Source organism: Mucilaginibacter sp. GW821-FHT07H05 (genome assembly GCF_059418485.1).
Genome location: NZ_JBWKPY010000004.1, coordinates 24,738 through 45,075 on the forward strand (window position 1 = coordinate 24,738; position 20,338 = coordinate 45,075).

Annotated in this window: 15 protein-coding genes; 6 read left to right on the top strand and 9 right to left on the bottom strand. The window is 47.2% G+C overall.

Annotated features, from left to right (window positions below):
• Positions 1-26: 26 nt before the first annotated feature.
• Positions 27-1,094: an HNH endonuclease domain-containing protein gene (locus AC07M6_RS11270; protein ID WP_494889428.1), complete on the top strand. Its 1,068-nt coding sequence runs from the start codon at positions 27-29 to the stop codon at positions 1,092-1,094.
• A complete protein-coding gene (locus AC07M6_RS11275; RefSeq protein WP_494889430.1) occupies positions 1,094-2,758 on the top strand; it encodes a DUF6035 family protein in 1,665 nt (554 codons plus the stop codon). Before AC07M6_RS11270 ends, AC07M6_RS11275 begins: the two co-directional genes overlap by 1 nt.
• 7 nt (positions 2,759-2,765) lie before the next feature.
• Here AC07M6_RS11275 and AC07M6_RS11280 read toward each other — a convergent pair whose 3' ends face one another.
• From AC07M6_RS11280 to AC07M6_RS11310, 7 genes are read right to left on the bottom strand one after another with little or no spacing between them, the layout of a single operon-like run.
• Positions 2,766-4,286 (bottom strand): pentapeptide repeat-containing protein, encoded by a 1,521-nt coding sequence (locus tag AC07M6_RS11280; protein WP_494889432.1) that lies wholly within the window; start codon positions 4,284-4,286, stop codon positions 2,766-2,768.
• Positions 4,287-4,310: 24 nt separating this feature from the next.
• A complete protein-coding gene (locus AC07M6_RS11285) occupies positions 4,311-5,705 on the bottom strand; it encodes a hypothetical protein (RefSeq protein WP_494889434.1) in 1,395 nt (464 codons plus the stop codon).
• Between the two features lies 1 nt (position 5,706).
• Positions 5,707-7,800, bottom strand: coding sequence for a hypothetical protein (locus tag AC07M6_RS11290; RefSeq protein ID WP_494889436.1), 2,094 nt, complete (start codon positions 7,798-7,800; stop codon positions 5,707-5,709).
• A 10-nt stretch (positions 7,801-7,810) separates the two neighbouring features.
• On the bottom strand, positions 7,811-8,542 hold the full coding sequence (locus AC07M6_RS11295; RefSeq protein ID WP_494889438.1) for a hypothetical protein: 732 nt from the start codon (positions 8,540-8,542) through the stop codon (positions 7,811-7,813).
• Position 8,543: 1 nt separating this feature from the next.
• On the bottom strand, positions 8,544-9,569 hold the full coding sequence (locus tag AC07M6_RS11300; RefSeq protein ID WP_494889439.1) for a ComEC/Rec2 family competence protein: 1,026 nt from the start codon (positions 9,567-9,569) through the stop codon (positions 8,544-8,546).
• 6 nt (positions 9,570-9,575) lie between these two features.
• Positions 9,576-10,658, bottom strand: a complete 1,083-nt coding sequence (locus AC07M6_RS11305) for a phosphorylase family protein (RefSeq protein ID WP_494889441.1) — start codon at positions 10,656-10,658, stop codon at positions 9,576-9,578.
• A gap of 11 nt (positions 10,659-10,669) precedes the next feature.
• Positions 10,670-12,034 (bottom strand): hypothetical protein, encoded by a 1,365-nt coding sequence (locus AC07M6_RS11310; RefSeq protein WP_494889443.1) that lies wholly within the window; start codon positions 12,032-12,034, stop codon positions 10,670-10,672.
• 513 nt (positions 12,035-12,547) lie between these two features.
• Between AC07M6_RS11310 and AC07M6_RS11315 the strand changes: the two genes are divergently transcribed.
• The gene (locus AC07M6_RS11315) at positions 12,548-17,635 is read left to right on the top strand and encodes an Ig-like domain-containing protein (RefSeq protein ID WP_494889445.1); all 5,088 of its coding nucleotides are present in this window, start codon (positions 12,548-12,550) and stop codon (positions 17,633-17,635) included.
• Positions 17,632-18,318 carry a hypothetical protein gene (locus AC07M6_RS11320; protein ID WP_494889447.1) on the top strand — a complete coding sequence of 229 codons (687 nt, stop codon included), beginning with the start codon at positions 17,632-17,634 and terminating at the stop codon, positions 18,316-18,318. The genes AC07M6_RS11315 and AC07M6_RS11320 overlap by 4 nt, the downstream gene beginning before the upstream one ends.
• Positions 18,319-18,339: 21 nt before the next feature.
• Here the strand turns inward: AC07M6_RS11320 and AC07M6_RS11325 are convergent, their stop codons facing one another.
• The gene (locus tag AC07M6_RS11325) at positions 18,340-19,017 is read right to left on the bottom strand and encodes a hypothetical protein (protein ID WP_494889449.1); all 678 of its coding nucleotides are present in this window, start codon (positions 19,015-19,017) and stop codon (positions 18,340-18,342) included.
• A 182-nt stretch (positions 19,018-19,199) separates the two neighbouring features.
• Between AC07M6_RS11325 and AC07M6_RS11330 the strand changes: the two genes are divergently transcribed.
• Both AC07M6_RS11330 and AC07M6_RS11335 read left to right on the top strand, forming a co-directional pair.
• Positions 19,200-19,769 carry an RNA polymerase sigma factor gene (locus AC07M6_RS11330; RefSeq protein ID WP_494889451.1) on the top strand — a complete coding sequence of 190 codons (570 nt, stop codon included), beginning with the start codon at positions 19,200-19,202 and terminating at the stop codon, positions 19,767-19,769.
• Positions 19,766-19,930 carry a KOW motif-containing protein gene (locus AC07M6_RS11335; protein WP_494889453.1) on the top strand — a complete coding sequence of 55 codons (165 nt, stop codon included), beginning with the start codon at positions 19,766-19,768 and terminating at the stop codon, positions 19,928-19,930. The genes AC07M6_RS11330 and AC07M6_RS11335 overlap by 4 nt, the downstream gene beginning before the upstream one ends.
• Here the strand turns inward: AC07M6_RS11335 and AC07M6_RS11340 are convergent.
• Positions 19,927-20,322 (bottom strand): DUF1398 domain-containing protein, encoded by a 396-nt coding sequence (locus tag AC07M6_RS11340; RefSeq protein WP_494889455.1) that lies wholly within the window; start codon positions 20,320-20,322, stop codon positions 19,927-19,929. The two genes, AC07M6_RS11335 and AC07M6_RS11340, sit on opposite strands and share 4 nt — an antisense overlap.
• Between the last annotated feature and the right edge of the window lie 16 nt (positions 20,323-20,338).

The window sequence follows — 20,338 nt, forward strand, 5'->3', positions numbered from 1 at the left end:
TATTGTTAACAGTAATAACTAAACTAATGGGCGCTAAAAACTACCTTAGCTTAGTGAACCTCCCACCACAAGACGAATTACCGATCAACCTACTTGCCGGGTGTTTTAATAATACTTCGGCTACGTATAAGTTTTATTGGTTTTTGGCGGTGCTGGGCCGGGTGGAATTGGGGGAGACGAAGATCGCGAAGCGGGATCTGTTCGCGGAGATGGTGGCGCATGCCTGGTATACGGTGAATTATTTTAGGGTATCGTTTGGTAAGCAGGATAAGTTGCAGGAGGCAATTATGCAACTCAGAACTTTAGAAAACCTAACGATAGATGCCGACCGCCGGGTGATTTTCAAACAGCTTTCGGCAACAAATCATAAGGAGACCTTTCGGGTACTGCGTTATTTCAATGGCGAAGTGCCTCACCGTTTTTTGAGTCCCTGGTTTCGGGCGGCAGATACTCAGACGGCTTATGCCGCTTCGCAGCGGTTCGAAAACCAGTGTTTATATGCTTTATATCCTGACCATATCCATATAAATCCTGTTTGGGTGGATTACCTACGTCAGCACGCAGGAATCTTAAAACATTTTTGTTATTGGAACCTGGCGGTTTATTTGCAAGCCAAGAATCCTAGTGTGCCGGATATCCCGAACAAGCTAATCAAATCGCCCGTGCGCAAGGCGCTGACCGAGCAGCGCAAGTTTTGGGACATCGTGATCGGTGAACTAGGTAGTGTGGAGTGCATTTATACCAATAAGAAATTGGTGGTCGGCGATTATGCTGTTGAACACTTTTTACCTTACGCATTTGTTTCGCATGATCTGATGTGGAATTTGATACCAGCTGACCAATTATTTAACAGTTCCAAGAGCGATAAGCTTCCACCATTGGAAACGTATTTTGAGCCATACTTTCAATTGCAAAGATCTGCTTTAGAAATTATCCAGCATCGGGCACCAAAACATCGATTTTTGGAGGATTACCTGACTATCGTTCCGGATGTTTCTTTGTTTGAGCATCAGCGGGTATTTGAACAAATACAACCAATGGCGACAATAGCTAAAAACAATGGTTTTGAATTACTAAAGGCAAGCGCATTCTAATGGCGTATCAACGTTCGATAGATCTGGCCTATGACAGGGATACTGGCGAATGTTATGATGCCTCCACATCATTTCGGATCGCTAAGGAAGCATATGAACTTCGCAAGCGTTATAACTCTGGAGAATTGAAGTTGGGATGTTATCGTTGTGATCAGTCGCTGATCATATCAGATAGCAAAAATGACAACGTACATTTTAAGCATTTTCCTAACGCGGACGATTGTCCGCTAAAAGATGGTAAAATGAGCGACGAAGAAGTGCAGGATTTTACCAATATTATTAGAGCTCACGAGCGGCCTCGGCATATTTTTTTAAAGAACCGCATCGCTGAACTACTGCGCCAAACTCCTGGCGTTGAGCCTGACTCGATCATTGCGGATACACGTTTCTTTTTCAATGATATCGAGAAGCGCCGGCCAGACGTCTATTGCATTTACCAGGGGAAACCAATGGCTTTCGAGATCCAGCTTTCCGTGTTGTCTCAAAAATATCTTCTGGGCAGGCATCAGTTTTATAGCGGTTCGGGTATTTATTTGGTTTGGATTTTGGATGATTTTGATGTCCATGGGCAGTCCACAATGGAAAGGGATATTAAATACCTGACACCCTCTCAGAACTTTTTTAAGCTGGACGAAGCAGCGGCAGATTTTAAGCTGTCCTGCACCTACAAATCGCCCTTCATCAACGAGCGGGACCGTATCCTATCGCCCTGGAGAACACAGTCAGTAAGCCTGGCCCAAATACACTTTGACGCGGAGCGGTACCAGATCTATTACTGGAACTATGAAGACAAACTAAGGGCGGCGGAAAAAGAATTGGCCGCTATCGTTGAAGCCACCGAAAAACGAGAGCGGGAGGAACAGGAAAGTATGCTTCGGGGCCAAGCGGAAGCCTGTGCAGAAGCCGTGATCGGCAAACTAAAGTACTTTAAAGAAAGGGACTGGAACTTTTATAAATTCGATGCCGAACTGGACAAATTATCTCCGAGAGCTTTAACGGTGCTTAACTCCCGGTTTCGGTTTTCCGATAAGCGCGTGCAAGGGCGAACGTTGATCAACCACTACATCTTTCAGGCGACGGAAAAGCAGCATTCCTTTATTCATTTTTTGCTCAGGGACCAACGCATCTTATTTGACAGCAATATTGAAAATCAGGATGGTAGGACAACTTTACAACAAATCTTCAGGAACGAAAATTTAGGTTACCGCCAGCCATTAATAAAAAGCTTATTTAAACGCGGCTATCAACTCACAGCAGCTGACATCACCGAACATCACGGCCTTGACATGGACGAACGTGACAAAGCACAGGAATTGCAAATTCTGCGATGGTGCCACCAGCTCAAAAACAGGGAGCTGGTCGATGGCATTTATAACCATCTCAATTTTCTTTTTGCGGTCGAAACGGCGCGCCGTCAGCAAATGATCGGGTTCAACTATAAAGACTGGATCAGCTTTGCCGTCCAGGCCATTCTCAAGCACAAACAATTTTACGTTTATATCGAACGAGCGTTTAAACGATACGGACTATGGGGCATTATCGAGGCACATGATAAAAATAAAAGCTTCCAAAAACAGATCCTGAAACTACAGGCCGATCCACCCGAACAAGACGTTACCCCCGTTTATCCAATAATGTTCGAGTTGTATCATGATATCGCTTAATGATCAATTATTGGTCTTCTAAGCGGACATGGAGGATCGGGAACTCTTGTTTTAGGGTGTTGGCGATTTGTTGGGCTTTTTTGCCTTTTGGGGTTTTACTGTAGGCCAGGTGGTCATAGCCGGTGTGTTCTTTGATCTTGGTGTAAAGTTCGATTTTTTGAGTGGCGATGGCCAGATCATTTTTTTCGAGTTCTTGTTCTTTTAAGCGCCGCTGGTATTCGAGGTCGATTTTCTTACTTTCTATTTCCAGTACTTTTAAGCGCAGCTCATAGCTCGATTTGCCGAAATCGATGAGCGATTGGAAGTAAGCCAGCAGAGGTTTTAAGCCAGAAATGATCTCGATGATGAAACTGCCCTTCTCAATCAGATCAATAACCTGCTCTGGACCCTCTGGCAAATAGTCCTCGATCTCCGCCATGAGAGCCATTAAATGATTGACCTGTTTGACGGTCCAGGTATGCAACTCAAGCCGGATACTTATTTTGGCTAATCCCGGCGCTAATGTGGAACTTTCATCGGCTGCAGGCAGGAAAAACCCGGTTTGAGTACGAAAGCGTTCAGGTATCCGTCCATAGGCCGACAATATTTCGCCAATGATCTCATAGCTGCCTGCATGCCCGGCATCGGCCGCGAGTCTTTTAAATAGTTCTTTGATCGCCGGCCTCAGCCCGCTGGCATCCACCTCTGGATACTTTTCCAGATGTTGTAAGGCCAGCCCCAATTCCTTTAAGTGGTTGGGATGATCATCGTGCAGCAATCGTGCAACCGTCCTGAGATAAAATTCCTTCGGGTGTACAGTGAAATTATTCCATATCTTGAAAGTACGGGGCATGGACATGTTCAGGAACTTGGTTCCGGTGAAATCGCACAACATCGGCGGACCGCTCAGCTTGAAATCGTGGGTGATGGTATTGAACTGGCAATTAATAAAACCTGAATCGTAAAAAGTAGACTTTGAAAATGTAGCTTCAATAAATTGACATTGCTCAAACGCTGTCCGGGTAAGAGATATTTGCGTGAAGGTGTTGTTGTAAAAACGGGTTTCCCGGATAATACCCGTCTCCGAAAATATGCCACCGCTAAAGTCGCAGCTATCCAGATCACATTGCTCGAATAAGGATTCATCGGCCATATTGATCTCGTTGAATCCGCCATCTACAATACGACAGGCGGAAAACCGGCTTTCCTGGAAAGTCACATCGGTAAATACACATTTTTCCAGTTCACAGTTCTCGAAAATTGTATTCGTCAACACCACATGCTCAAAATCACAGTCCGAAAAACCACAATTAACAAAACGCACGGCTTCAAAGTCGAGATTTGTAAAAGAGCCAGCAGCAAAATGCCTTTTTTCGAAAGTGATCTTTTTCAGCTCAACCTCGTCCCAATAAACATCGGTCAGGTCATCCTCTTTCAGTGTGCTGATCGCCTTCTTTAGTTCTCGGTTGCTCGTGTGCTGCCCGCAGTATTTGCTATAGGATATGGATTCGCGTTCGCAATTTGGTGCTGCGCAGTTCGGTTTCGCCATAGCGCTGAAATTATAAAAAAAAGACTATGATTTGAAATTATCTAAGTCTTCTTTCCAATGGGTGCTGTCCCGTTTGGTAGTGCCTGGCGGGTCGAGCAATAACCGGTCTGAAAATAGTCGATCCGGGCCTTTCTCAAAGTATAATGTTGTTTCAGCGCATTCAAATCCACCTACTTCGATCAGCGGTTGAATGGCATGGCAGTAAATCGCTTCGATATTTTTATTGTTAAATCTAAAGCTTTCGACGGTTTCCTTGGTCTTTTTTTGACGGACAACTTCTACTTCGGGGCCGTTTACCGTTTCGTACCCGATGTGAATGATACCAGCCCCTTCAGTTGGGATTTGATTGACCGCCTTACTTAACATTTTACGCACATCCTTTGCTTTCTTATCGATCGATTCTGGGGCGAGGCACTTGTATTTTGCAGAGTAGGCCGCGTAAATGGAGTTGCAAAATTTATTGAGCACATGCAAGCCATCGTCAGGTCCCACTTCTGTGAGTTGTTTATAGTCTATGAGTTGGGTGTAATTTCCATGCATTTCGTAGCTGCCCACGATCGCTTGAATCATGCTGGGAGAATTTTGGCGCGGATTTTCTTCATCCAAAACTTTATTGATGGCTTCCATGTCCAGCCTGGCTACCTTAATATTAATATCTCCGTTACTTACCCAATCACCGTCTGACCAGTCCTTGGATTTAAAATAGGTGGTAATCATTTGGCCCAGCACAATCTCCTCGGTGTCCGCAATAGGAACTTGAAAAACAACCTCGACATGCGCAGGGATATCCAAAATACGCAATGCGTTAGTTAAATGACGAAAGCGCTTTTGCCATTCCGCGCGTTCCTGTTCGGCGAACTCCGGTACCTTGGCCAAACGTTTGCATTCTACCCAAAACGTCTTTCCGTCACGGGTAACTTCCAAATCCGGCGTTTGTCTGGATAATTCCTCTTTTAGAAAACGGACGGTCCACCCGTTTCTCAAATATTGACTTGCTACCACCAGCTCAAATAAAGTAGAATCCGGTTGATTCTGGTGTTGGTTTAACAACACTTTTAACCGGTCTTCAATGCCTTTTACTTTTTTTAGTAATTCTAATCTTCGGCCAATCGCTGCAAAAAAGGGCGAAATCCTGGCAGCCTGAAAAGGCTCATCCACTCCCGGCCGCTCCAGTAGCGATTCCATCAAATACATATACCAGGCCATCCAATCGTCGTAAACAGCAATCGGGTAATAGAGCTTATTGACTTCCGGGGTTTGCACATCCGCTTCCGTCAAATTGACGCGCTCAATTGATTTAAAATATTCAACAACCGCTTTCCTGCGACGTACCCATTCCGCTTCGCCGATAGTTTCAATAAACCACCTGCGTGCCGCTTTTGCTGGCGCAACCCACTCGAATCCGATTTCGTCTTTCATGCTATTGCTTTTGGGGGTCGACCCAGTAATGTCCTACAAGCTGAAAATCTTTGATATCTGTTCCGGTATTATCCAGTGCATCTGAATGCGGGCAAGTAAAATAATTTTGTTTGCATTGCTTGCAAAGCATTTCCTTCACCTGATAAATTTCTGAATAAGCGATTTTTTTCGCTTGGACCAATTGGTATAATTCTGTGTGCTCTGGCCGAAGCACCAGGCTAAAATTCTTTCCTTTAACGTTGAAGGAACCAGGCTGCATATAATTCAAAATAGAATGATGCTTAATAAACAGTGTGCCATCGTCGTATAAAACCTCATTTACGCTCGGCACATCGGGTTGGTTATCAAATTGCTGTAGCCAATTTTGTTGCCTATTTAGCCAGTTGGTGAACGCTGGCGGTTCTATTGGAATCTGTGGGTGTTGCTGTAACCACTGTACCAATATTTCACTTGAACCTAATAAGGAAATTACCTTTTTTCGCTGTTCAGGCTCCGGCCAGGAAAAAGTAAAGGCAACCGTTTGTGAAGGATTATTTTTAGCGATCAAAATATCCCGGACAGTTTTTAATAACGCGGGAACTTGTGTAGCCGTTTTCGCTGAATCGGTGACCGCGATTTCGGGAATATTCCATTCCATCCCTCCATTACAATCGAGATATTGATAGTGTGTCGGGATAATCAGTTCTTGGCCTTCACGGAGAAGCGCTTTCTTGATTTCGAAAATGTCAATTTCGACAACTTCTTTCAAACGCTGTTCGTCATAACAATCGTGCCCCTTAAGGTATAAAGCACCCTGTAAGTTTACCGGATAGTTTTCATCCTGCAAGGTACTCACCGCTATACGCAACCCTTCAGAAGCATACAGTTTGAGAGGAGTCAAACTTTCCAGCAATGATTTTGCAGGCTGTTCCGCAAATGCAGTTTCAAATTCCGCTTTATAGGACGGACCACCTAAGTATTCTTCGATGAGATAGTTTCCTTGGAAATAATGGTGCAATAATAACTTCCAGTCAGCTAATGGAAGTTTGCCATCTACGCGGAACAGCTTGGTGTAGATTGATTGCTTGCCAGCGGATTTGATGTCATGATCCCATCGGTCCATAATCATATAAGAGTCGTACATTCTGATCGCTCCGTCAAAATGTTGGAATACCTTGGATTCGGTATTGTAAATTGAATGGGCATACCGGCAACCATAGTCGTCGCCACTGACACCCAATGACGGAACTTCTTTGACCTCTTCTGCTTCAAAGGTCTGTTCACCGCTCTCCATTTTCCACCAAAATTCAGTCTTGCCTATACCATTGAAAAGTTTGTTATACTCATCCATTTTGTATTCGCTCACGCCCAATTTGATATCCGCAACTTCGTCATTAAAGTACGGGCCACGCCAGTGTTCGAATTCCATCGCGGGTATGAAAGTTTCAGCAACCCCTATCAGGTCGCCGTCTAATCTCAGCCGAAGTGTCACCTCCGGTAGATCAACGTAACCCAATAAACAATCCAAGAACGAAAAATTGAGGTTGTTTTGCCGAAATAGGGACTTCCGGAAATACGAATGTGCGCAAATGGCAAAGGGCGATTTTTTATCTGCGAAAACACCCTGCCCGATATGGGTAAAATCCGCCAATAAATCTTTTAAATAGATCAGCCCGTCTTTATCCACTTTGGCCATCAAAGATGGATAACAACGCTCTAATATACCCGGGTCAAAGCAGGACACTAATGTTGAACTTAGTACTTTGTAGTCTGGTGACAACTTCCCTTCAAGTTCCTTTTCAAAAACATCCTTGAAAGGGGCGAAATCTTTATCGGTACGCGTGACGATGGCTTGATAATGAAGGCCGCTGATTTGCATTTGTTCTTCCGGCGTTTCCGCCATCCACGTTGTGCCTGTCAGGCGTGTGCTGCCAGGTTCGAGGTATAATGAACGCGGGACAGTCCAAGCAATCGGCTTAGTAGAATCATGCCCCAAGCAACTTCCTATGCCGGAAACCGCAGTTTGCGCTAGAGCTTTTTCAAGTTCAGATACCGCAAATTGTGACCCGTCCTTAGCGGGTTCTGTCGTCATTAAAACAGCTTTGGCTTTGATCATAATTTAAAAGTTATAGTTTTTCAGCAAACGCCAAAGTGTTATCCAACATAATTTGGGAACGCTCATTCATACCTTTATTATCGCTTTCAAAAACACGGATAATATCTCGCTTTAAATTGTTTAACGCTTCTTCGTTTGTAACATTTATAGCCAACCGTAATGCAAATTCCTCTGTTTGATTTTCAGGTGGTTTTTTATACGGTACCAAAGTCTTAATTGCGATGCGATCAAGCTCAGCCATTAATTCTCGTTCTTCAATTTCGTCGCTTAAACTAGCGTCAACACAAGTCCCGGCCCAATCCTGCGCATCGCATTTCAGGTGGGCATTGATCAGGCCCTTGCCGTACATGGTTTGCACACTATAAAGGCCGCCGCTTTCATTCTCATCCGCACCACGAATCATGTCCATTTCGTCATAGATCATGACCCCACGTACAGGGAAATTATACGTGTTTAACATCCAGTTCAATCGAAAACAAACGTCAAGAAACTCTTTGAGGCTGGCGTCCGTATCATCCTGTGTCCAGTAAATGATGGTATCCGATATGCTGATGCATTTGAGCGTAGACTTGCTCAGGTCAGCCACAAAACCTCTCGGTGTATCATTGAGCTGACCTCTGCCCAGGCTGTTCTCTATGTCCCTTAACACATGTCCTAAGCGCCGATGGGTTTCCTCCGTAGGATTGTTCATAATGAATTGTTTGTAACCCATCAGATCGAAATAGCCGATAAATCGTTTCATGTTAATAAGGGAAGGTAAGGTTCGCTTTCGCATCCAGTGTAGTGCGGACTTTGGTGCCTTTGGCGGTGAGGCAGCCGGGGACTTCTTCGTCGAGGTAGCGGTCGCCGCCGGAGATGTCGGCGTTGACGGGTTTCATGATGTCGAAGAGTTCGGGTGAGCTGTTGTTATGGCTGCCGTGATGAGGTACTTTAAGCCAGTAGATGTTGCGGAGGCTGTCAGGATATTTGGGAATAGCCTGAAAAGACTCCAGGCTGGCATCGCCGGTAAACAGGTATTTTTTGCCATCGGCGATGATCTGTAGGATGATACTGATCTGGTTGACTTCGGTTACATGGTCCTTGGGCTGACTTTTCAGATAATCACAGGGGTCGTTATCCTTTTCCAGCAGTTTGGAAAGGCTGCCGATGAAAGGTTCCTGTTTACTTTCGTTTAGGATCATCTGGGTTTCTTTTTCGATAAGGGTCGGCACATCTTTCATTTTTTTAAGACAAGCCTGATAAAACGCCGGTGTCGGGCCCAAGACAGTGATTTCCGGCCAGCCGGTTAAGCTTTGGCCGGTGAACGGCTCAACGGTCTTGATCTTATATTTATCCAATGTTCCGACCAAATCTTTCATCTGGTTATAACTTTCCAGCACGAATTGCCTAGCTTCGTTAGGGTTTACATCGCCATGGAATGCCAGGAAGTCCTGGCTGTTTTCTTTTGGCGGATCGACCAGGTGTTCCAATAAAAGACCGGCGGCTTGCTCGGCGGCTTTGATCAGGATACCCGGTTTGTGCAGCCAGGCCTGGCCAATGGCCGCGCCAAAATGCTCAACCACGGCTTTCATGCCGCCGATATGGTCGGCATCGTAATGGGAAACGACGATTAGGTCCGGTGCGGCTGTACCGAGTGCAGCTATACATTGCTGTGCATCACCCGGATGACCCGCATCGATAAGGACAGTGAATGGCTTTTTATCCTTTGTCAGCTGAACGATGATGGCGTCTCCGTCGCCGACATTGAGCATGTTAATTTTGATGTCCATGATGGTTTAAGTTGTAGTGATGACGGCCCAGGTGGCGATGATGCTGGCGGCGGTAGTGAGGCCGCCGAATTTTTTGTAGATGTCGCCGGCGCGGTTTCCGGCATCGGTGAGGTTGCCATCGGGGTTGGGTATTTGGGGGTCTGAGGCGTTGCGGATGGCGTAGAATTTGACTTCAGGGTAGGCTTCCAGCGCGGCGGCTACCATGGCATCGCCCATATCACAGGCGCGGCCGAGGCCTTGTAAATGATAAGCATTGGTGCTGTCGTCGAAGGCAAATATATCAGTGGTGACGATCAGCGAACCAGCATCCGTCCACATTTTGGGTATTGGCCGGCCACCGGTGACACGGGCGGCATTGGGCTGGGTCAGCGCCGGCGTTATCGCGGCTAAGCAATTAATTGGTAAGGCCGTTGTGGCATAAGCCTGGTCTTTGAAAGGCTCATGCGCATACTGCTTGGTGCAATCGAAGCGTACTTTGGGCGCGATCACAACATCGCCCAGCAGCACATCCGCACCGATCCCACCGCCGGTACCTGTGGTTATAAACACTTTGGGTTTAACCGCCTCATAGAGTTCCGCCATCAATTTTTTTACTGGGAATGCCGGGCCGTCATAACAAAAATGTAGGCCGGATTTGAACAACAATACTTTCTTTGACCCGATCTGGCAAGGAAAATACAAACCCATCGAATGGTAATACCGCGTCATCGTCGTACCAGGATCATTAAAAGGTGCCTTAGCACCCGTCACCAAAGGCAAATAATCCGCCACCTTATGCTTGTAATTATACCAGGACGAAACCGGGTAACCCGGCGTAAACATCGCCGCCAAAGCAGCCGCCTCAGCCGCCGTCCAGGTCACCACGATCGCATCATAGCCTGCGAACTTCGACAGATCCTCACTTTCACCCGGCGCAGACGTCAACGGCTCCGGCGTCGGTCTCTGCCCTCCCGGCCAGGGCACGTTCCCCGGTAACAAATTAGGACTCGTTAACGCAATATCATGAAGCGCGAACGCCTCCAAATGCAAATGCGGCTGTTCGGGATCAAAGTCTATGATTGAGCGGCCAAGGTCTTTAGTCGAAGGCATGATACGGTGATTTAATTTTTCTCTATAGTTTGCTTACTGATCAGGTCGGTTAAAGTTCCGCTTGTCGGTACAAATTGGTAATCGCCACTGATCAATCCGATTTTCGGGTCGAATTTGACTTTTTTGAGCCACCTGAAAAAAGCCAGGCAATTATCGTAAGAGGTAAAATACATAATGCCCGAGTCAAGCGTCACCATATCCGTGACTTTAAGCGCATTGGCGCCAATGCCGATATACCATTTTTTCACGACCAGGTCATCCCGGTTTTCCAGGGTGAGGTCAACAGCGGTACTTTTTTTACTAATGGTATAATAAGCGATCTCATCGTCACTTTCGGAGATCGTTTTCCTGCCGTCTTCATTCATAACGTGCCGGACGGTGATGTCATAATCCACGGTCATGGTCAGCGGGCCTTTGATCCCGGGTTCATAAACAGGGACAACTTTTACTTTGATCTTGTCAGGGTCGGTGGGTTTGCCCTCTGTTGTCAGGTTAGCCACACTGTAGGTATAGGTATCGGATCTATCGGTGACCTTGAATTTAATATCCGACAGGATATTGCCGGTGAGGTTAACCCCGGTAATGCTTTCTTCATCAAAAGTAAGCACATCGTCTTTGATATAACCGGTCAGCGCGATGTACCGGTTCTTTAAATTCACGGTTTGGGTGGTGGAATTGCTATAAGAAGCAGTCAGGCCCACACCGAAAGAGGGGTCGAGTTCAGCACCTGTCGTTGTGGCGGGTAAACCGGTCACTACAGAGGAGCCGTCCGGATTTGTTACCGTAGTCGTTGTGGTTCCGCCTGCGGTTCCTGTCGTGATTTTGCCCGCCACGCCGTAATTAGCACTTGCTCCTAAATTTAATGTCCCGGTTTGACTGATGCTGCCCAAGTCAACGGTCTGGTATTCTGTGGTAATTTTGTCAAAAGTCAGCACCTTTACGTTGGTCACCTTAGGATCCAAATGAACCTTGATCGATAATTTAGTGATCCGGTCCGCCTCGAATGGCGTATGGCTCAATACAGTAAACAACAACCGTTTAGTAAACGTGGTATTGTCTATACTTGACGGCCCCTTGTCCAGGCCGCTTACATCAGGAAATAAGTTTGCCTGAAGGGCATCTGCGTCTTTCGGTTTCAACGCGGACAAAGCATTGATATAGGCTGCCTGCCCGTGATCGGTCAGGTTATATTGGTTAACGACCACCGCTCCGGGCACATCTCTTGCTGCGGCATAAATTTCAATACCGCTGGTGACATCCGTTTTATCATCCGTAACCGGAGGTAACAGTTTTTCATAGCGTTGCGTAAGCTTCGGGCTGCACCCCACAGCGATCAGTAAGGACAGTATGCCCAAGTAGCCTATTTTTCTTTTCATGATCTTAAGCGAGTTTAACCATGATCACTGCCGCCTGCCCACCTAAAGGGTCAGTCAGTTTAGCGCATGGACATGCCACAATTTGGTCATTCGGATTTTTAGTAAAAAGCTGACTGGTTCCCGGACTATAGGTACAGGACGCGGTAAGTGCCGCAGGGTCGGCCCCCCATTTCCTAGCTAACCATTTCGCATTGCCCTGGTCATTGACTAATACAAGTATATAAGTAGGCATAAGATAAGGTATTTAAGTAGTTAAATGTAAACATATTTATTGGCAATCAACAAGTTGAAATAAAATTGAAAAATAATAAATAAGTAACCTTCGGTATAAATACGGTATTTGATCAGGTGTTTCTACGGTATTTTTACCAGTCAGAAAATACCGTGAAAAAACGGTAAGATTTATCAAATATTTATTTATATTTTTAACCTATACTAAGCCGGATCAAAACAACACGCTTTGCGCCAGCCTTTTAAACTTGATAACGATTAGACTCAATTTGAAAAAACAGCATGGAAGCTTCATTGATAGCGGAATTGCCTCGCATCGTACCTGGTTGCATCTTTCGAGATGTTAGAAAGAATTGTTTTTTATCAAAAGGCATACTAAAGCGTTATAGAAAATTATTGATTCTCTTTTTTGCCGTAGGTCTTTCCATAATCGCAAATATTGCCTCCGCATCAAACCTTACCATAACCGTAAACAATATCAGCGGTATCCGCAGCGGCGCAAAAGTGATCTTGTATAATTCCAGTTTCGTTGTCTTGCAAACGCTTACCACCAATACCTCGGGCCAGGTTACTTTCAGTAATCTTTCCAATGGCGCTTATAATTATGAGGTCTATTACACCCCTTCGGGCACAAATCCGCCAATAACCAATGAAGAGTTTTGGGGTAGCGGGGCGGTCACCCTAACCGCTACCGTATCCAAATCTTTTACCCGTTTCCAGCCTTATATCACCGGGCCGCCAACTTTTTCCCCCGCCACCGTCAGTGCCGGGCAACAAACCTCGGGAACATTCACTGTCAAGAACCCGAATACGGTGGCCGGGAATTCCTATGTCGAAGTCTGGGTGGACCGCGATCAGGCCAGTCCCTATGACAATACGATTAATAATACATCTTCAGCAACACAGATCAATGCCAACGCATCTTCGAACTTTCCGTTTAGCATCACGCCCTCAAATGCAGGAACCTATAGCTATTACGCCATCGTCTATACTTTTATCAATAATAAATACACTATTACTGATCAATATGCATGGACACCTGCTTTTACCGTCACTGCGCCTTCGTCGAATCTTACGTTAACGGTCAATAATATCAGCGGTGTCCAGGCGAATGCTAAAGTGGTGTTGTATAATTCCAGTTTTGTGGTCTTGCAGACGCTCACCACCAATGCATCCGGACAGGTTGTTTTTACCAGCCTGCCCAATGCCAATTATATCTATGAAGTCTATTATACGCCAACAACGACAAACCCGCCAATAGCCAATGAAGAGTTTTGGGGTAACGGGACCATAACTTTAAACGGCTCCCAAACCAAATCATTCACCCGCGTCCAGCCCTATATCACCGGCCCTCCGGCTTTTTCGCCGGCAACGGTCAATACAGGACAGCTGACATCGGGAACATTTACCGTAAAAAACCCGAATACGGTGGCCGAAAATTCTTACGTCGAAGTCTGGGCTGACCGAGACAAAGTCAGCCCGTACGACAATACTATTAATAATTCCTTATCGGCAACACAGATCAATTCAGGTGCTTCCACGGCTTTTACTATCAACATCACCCCGGCAAATACCGGGGCTTATAATTACTATGCGGTTGTCTACACCTATATTAACAATAAATACACTATTACTGATCAGTATGCCTGGACAAGTGCTTTTACAGCAACAACTGCTTCATTTAATCTAACCGTGAACGTAACCAATGTCAATAATGCTTTTCGGGATAATGCGGAAGTGAAGCTTTACAATTCCAACTATACGGCAGTCATTCAAACGATAAACACCAATGCTTCCGGCCAAGCCGTCTTTTCCAATTTAGCCAATGGATCATATAATTATGAAGTGCGGTATACACCAACAATAGCCAATTCGCCTGTTAGTTCCAATACAGAATATTGGGGGAGTGCTTCCTTAAGTATAAATGGCAATTCTGTTTCACAAACGTTCAGAAGGATCCAGCCCGTTATTCAAAGCGGACCAACTTTTTCGCCGGCAACTATAAAAACGACCGAGCAGACGTCCGGATCTTTTGTTGTTAATAATCCTTTGCCCTACGCGGAGAATTCCTATGTACAAGTATGGGTCGATCGTAATCAAACTGCCCCCTGGGATTTTAACATGAATAACAGTACGAACGCACAATCCATAAGCGCAGGGGGGAACGCAACCTATCCGATTGTTTTAAGCTTATCTACGATGGGCACCGGGAATTTTAATTATTACGCAGTTGTTTATTCTTTGGTGAACGGTAATTACCTCATTACTGATCAGTTTAACTGGACAACTGCCTTTCAAGCGAATCCGGCTACATTTGTCTGGTGCGGTATCACCTGGGATCTCAAAAATGGAACGGCTGGCCCTCAAACAAATAACTGGTCATCCGCGACTTCGAATGTATGGGTGGATGCTCAAAACTTTCTGCACCTGAAAATTACCAAATCCGGGAATATATGGAACTGCGCCGAAATTGACTCGCATGACCCGATGGGCTATGGCACCTATAATTTTAAAGTCAACAGCCTTATTGACCGTTTAGATAAGAATGTCGTATTTGGGATGTTCAATTATCAGGGTATCGGAGCAAATAACACGCCCCAAGAAAATGAGATCGATATGGAGTTTTCGACCTGGGGCAATAATATTTTATATTACCCCAATAATGCTGACTATACCATACAATATAGAAAGGGAGGCAATCCTAATAATTCAAATACGGGCCCGGTGAAACGATTTAAAGCATCGTTAACAGGGAACTATACGACACATATATTTAACTGGACACCCGGCCAGGTGAACTTCCTTAGCCTGGGAGGTCATTATGACACTGATCCCGGACAGTCGTTCCATATCGCAGATTTTTCAGAGAGTGGTTCAGTAGTTCCCCCAGCCGATAAAGAAAAAGTTTGCATCAATCTTTGGTTAAATAATACCGTTAGTTTTACCAATGTGCCGGGGCCGTCCGATCAACAGGAGGTGGAGGTGATCGTTCAGTCCTTTACTTTCACTCCGGTTAGTAACAATTGTGCAATTCCCGCATCGCCGAACGCCCAATACGGATCGGATAATTGCTCAAGCCCAAGCGTATTAAATGGCAGCCAGACAGCGGCACTCGCCTTTGCCAGCAATGGCGGGAACAGCTTTAAAGCCCAGGTCAGCCAATATCCGTATGGTGCTTCTAATATCATTTTTAATTCTTTATGTCAGACTACCGCTGCACCTTTTCAGGCGACTGGCCTGGTCAGCGGGATGATCTACCGCTGGAATATGTTCGCTTATGGCGGGACAGATTGTCTCTCTTGTTCAAGTCCAGTGTCCAATACCAAGTATTTTAGTCTGCCACCTGTAATTACATCCCCGTCAACCCAACTCGCAACCGGCGGAAACATTACCCTGTCCACCACCACGCAAAACCCTGGGACCGGAGGTGCTGTCAGTTACCGCTGGCTCAAAGACGGCCAAGTTTTTCAGCAAGGCGGTACCCTGACCAGCATTAATGTGACCGCGCCGGGAACCTATACGCTCATCAACGATTATACCGGCAGCAGCGATTGCAGCGGCACCACCTCGACGGCAGCCAGCAATGCCATTGTTATTACCAGCAGCAGCGGTTGCGTCAGTTCCACCGCGCCAACGTCGATCACGCCAACCGCTGTGGGCTCCACGATCCAGTTAGCGGTTGCCGGAGGTTCTTTGGGAACCAATGCCAACTGGAAATGGTACACGGGCAGCTGCGGCGGCACGGCAGCCGGTACCGGGCCTACGATACAGGTCGCACCAAATTCCGGCATCACTTACTTTGTTCGCGCAGAAGGGGACTGTGGAGGGCCTACAGCCTGTGCCAGTTTCCTTGTCAATACTTCCTCTGGTTGTACCGCTTCCGTGGCGCCCACGGGGATCAGCCAGGCCGTCACCGGCAATGCCGCATCAGGCCCGACCATCCAGCTGACGCTGGCCGGCGGTTCCCTCGGCACCAACGCCAGCTGGCACTGGTACCGCAGCAGTTGCGGCGGCACCCCTTTGGGGACGGGCACAAGCATCAGCATTAACCCCAGCACGACGGATGATTATTTCGTACGCGCCGAAGGCGACTGCGGGCCTACCACCTGCGCCCAAACCACCGTTTCGGTCACCCCCAGCTGCACGTATTCGATCGATCCCACATCGATCACCGCATCGGCCAATAACATCGCCGCCGGAACGCCGGTCACGCTTACGGTCAACGGCGGTTCGTTGAACCCCAGTGCTTCCTGGTACTTGACCACCGGCAGCTGCGGCGGCACCCCAGCGGGCTCCGGCAGAGGCGGCGTTTTTACGGTGTCGCCAACCGTGACCACGACCTATTATTTACAGGCGGTGGGCGGTTGCAACTCCACGAACTGTGTGCATGTAACGGTCAATGTATTAGGTAAGCCAGTCATTAATTCTTTTAGCCCAACGGCAGCTACCGAGGGAACAATCGTTACCCTCAGCGGCACAAACCTGGACAATGCCTCTTCCGTTAGTTTTGGGGCCGTACCTGCCAAATCGTTTAATCAAGTTTCTTCTACCACGATCACCGCGGTCGTTGGGACAGGTTCGACAGGCAGTATTTTTGTGCAGACCCCATTAGGCCTGACCAGTATCCAAGGGTTTACTTATGTCTTCAGCCTGCCGGTCAATAACTTTACGGTAGCCATGACCAGTGCCAGTTGCCGTGGAAGTAGTAACGGCTCCATCAGCATCGCTGCCGTCCGGTCCTTACCTTATGTGGTCACCATTACGGGGACCAATGTGAATACCTCGTATTCGTTCACCTCGGCACAAACGATTTCTAACCTGCCGGCTGGCACCTATGCGGTCTGTATTGCGGTAACCGGGCAACCTGGCTATCAGCAATGCTATACCGCGGTGGTCACGGAACCTAAAGACCTGGCGGTTTATGCCACCGTCAATGATCCGGCGAAGACCGTCAGCCTGCTTTTGACCGGAGGGGATACCTATCATATTATGCTGAATGACGTAGCTATTCTGACCACCGCGCAAAGCCAGGTGACCTTGAACTTGAAAGCGGGAAATAACCGCATTGTGGTCTTCAGCGACAAACCTTGCCAGGTACCGGTTGAAAAACTCATCAATTTGTCCGGCAATTTAGCGCCTTACCCGGTCCCGTTCCAAGGGCCGCTCAACCTCAATCTGGGTGTTGAGCTGATCCGGAACCTGAGCATTGACATCTATAGCGCAGCCAACGGCGCGAAGGTATTTTCCGTGAAATATGTGAATCGATCCGGGGTACTCATATTGGATTTAAGTAGGCTCAACACCGGAACCTATGAACTTTGGCTCACGCGTGACCAGGACACCCATCGCTTTAAAATCATCAAGCAATGAAGAAGCTATTATTGATCATTTCCTTCCTGATCTTGCTGGCGGCCTGTAAGAAACATACTGACCCGGCCCCCGTTATACCTGTCGGAAAAGCCATACTAACACTGCCCGCGCAGAACTCCGTTTGTACGACCGGCACCAACCCAACGACGACGCAAAGTACCGTATTATTCGTTTGGACCGCAGGCGCACCGGCCGACAGCTATGACCTGACGATCAAAAACCTGCTGACCGGGATCAGTACCGTCCAGCATACGACCGCAACCCAACTAACGGCTGTCTTATTATTGAGTACCCCCTATGCCTGGTCAGTCACCTCCAATGCTTCGGCTAGCGGTACCACAGCCGTCAGTGATACCTGGAAATTCTACAATTCCGGGCCGGGTGTAATCACCTATGCGCCATTTCCGGCTGAACTGTTAACGCCGACTTACGCCCAGCAACTGAGCGCAGCAACGGTAAACTTCACCTGGAAAGGCAGCTCCGTCAATCCCAATACCATAGCCTCCTATGATTTTTATTTAGGTACCATCAGCGTTCCGGCGCTGAACAAAAGTGGAATTACAGATAGTTTTTTGAACAATATCAGCGTAACATCCGGCACTACTTATTACTGGAAGGTCATCACGAAAGATTTGCAGGGGAATACTTCAGATTCCGGGGTGTCCTATTTTAAAATGAATTAACCACGATAGGAGATCATGCCCTTATTTTAATTTAAAAATTGATAATAGGGTTCCGATCCCGACTAGGGCGATCAAAAAAACAATGAGCCAAAAGATGCGGCGGTCGATCATCAATGGTAAGCGCGAGGCATGAACGTGAAGGTCAATACTGTCTGCGCCGACTTCAACGCCGGTTCCGCTGGCTTTGATGTAGTCGCCGGTTCTTTCGTGTTTCAAAATGTCCGCATTGCCGTCGATGCGCCCGGTCTGCGCGCTAATGAGGGCCGCACGCAATTTATAGCTATTGATGTCGTAGGAAAAACGGGCGGTCATATCAATATCAGCTATTACCGGAACGTTTAAGGGACTTGCCATTGTAAAGACAAAGTTGAAAAATATCTTGTCTTTTGTGACCAGGTTCCGTATCACATACTGGATCAGAATCTCCCGGCTGTCGGTTTCAGCCTGTACGATCAGCCGGTTCCCGCCGTGAAAATCCTTTTCGACCGCATAGCCGACCTCCTGGTCCCCGGCCTGAACCTTAAATACCTCGGTCTCCAGCTTTTCTGCAATGGACGAGAACGGAACTGGCATGCCGAGCAGGTTGGACATCTCATATTTATAATGCGGCAAACCGATCTCGATCCGCTCGGCAGTATAGAGCCGCCATTCGACATAAAGATCCCCCAGCGGGTCGGCAAAAAGGCTTAGCGTGTTCATGATCAGATTTGTAGTACGAAGATAGTTAACATCGGTGGGAATTGCGCGAACAATTCAAGGCGGCGATCATCGCCTTAAATCAGTTGGTCGGTTAATTTTTTTTGCCGTTAACGGTTAGTTCACAAACGGTTATTTTATTTGCCGGAATTATTTCGGTAAATTCGTTTGTTGATCCCCTTTGTATGGACGTGCTGGATACGCTTTCGGATGCTGAGTTGCTGGACCTGTTGAGGTCGGGTAGCCAGGCTGCGTATACGGTGATCTATGATCGGTATAAGTTCGTGTTGCATAACCATGCGTTTAATAAACTGCGGAATAAGCAGGAGGTGCAGGATGTGTTGCAGGAGGTGTTTGTGAATTTGTGGCTGAAGCGGGAAACTCTTCAAATCAATAATTTATCGGGTTATTTGTATAGCGCGGTGCGGAATAAGGTGCTGGATCATTTTTCGCACCACGAGGTGAAGCTGAAATATATCAATCATGTGAAGCCTGATCTGGCTGAGGTGCCGACGGATTATCGGGTGCGGGAAAACCAGTTGCGAGCGCTGATCGATAAGGAGATCGCGGAACTGCCGCCGCGGACGCGGGAGGTGTTCGAAATGAGCCGCAAGCAGCATATGACGCATAAGGAGATCGCGGAGGTGTTGGGTACGTCGGAGGAGACGGTGAAGAAGCAGGTTTCACAGGCGCTGCGGGTATTGCGGGTCAAGTTAGGTTTGTTTGTTTACTTGTATGTCTTGTTTAATTTATGAAAGACGGCGACGCTTGCCAGGTGACCGGCGGGACACACAAAGGAAAATCCGGTACCGTCCGGGATATCCATACCAGTAAGACCGGCGCGGTGACGATTACCGTCGTGCAGGCGAATGGCGAGCGCTTTAAGACGCTCGCCAAAAATGTGACGGTCGTTTAATAGCCGCTGCCGGGTATGGGTTCTGCGACCATTGCCTTACCTTCGGTATCATAATAGGTGCAGAGCATGGCCTGGGTGTCGACCACCCATTTTTCGACGCCCGCAGTTGCCGCTCCGCTGCAGAAGGTCGGGAAATCACTTTTACCCTGCTGGGTTTCTGTAATGAGCTGCCGCAGGGCTGCGGTTGACGGTTCAGTGGCAATGGCTTTGTTCGGATAGATGGCATCGCCAATAACTTCGAAGCCGTCGCCATGGTAAACGGTCTGGCCATCTTTGACCATAAAATCATAATGGACTAAACCCAGTTGTTTGATCTCTTGTACATAAGCGGGGAAATCTGCGCCGCTTTTGACTTTGGCGTGAGCCGCCTTCATTTGTGCTAGTGTGAACATGGGTCAAAAGTAGCCT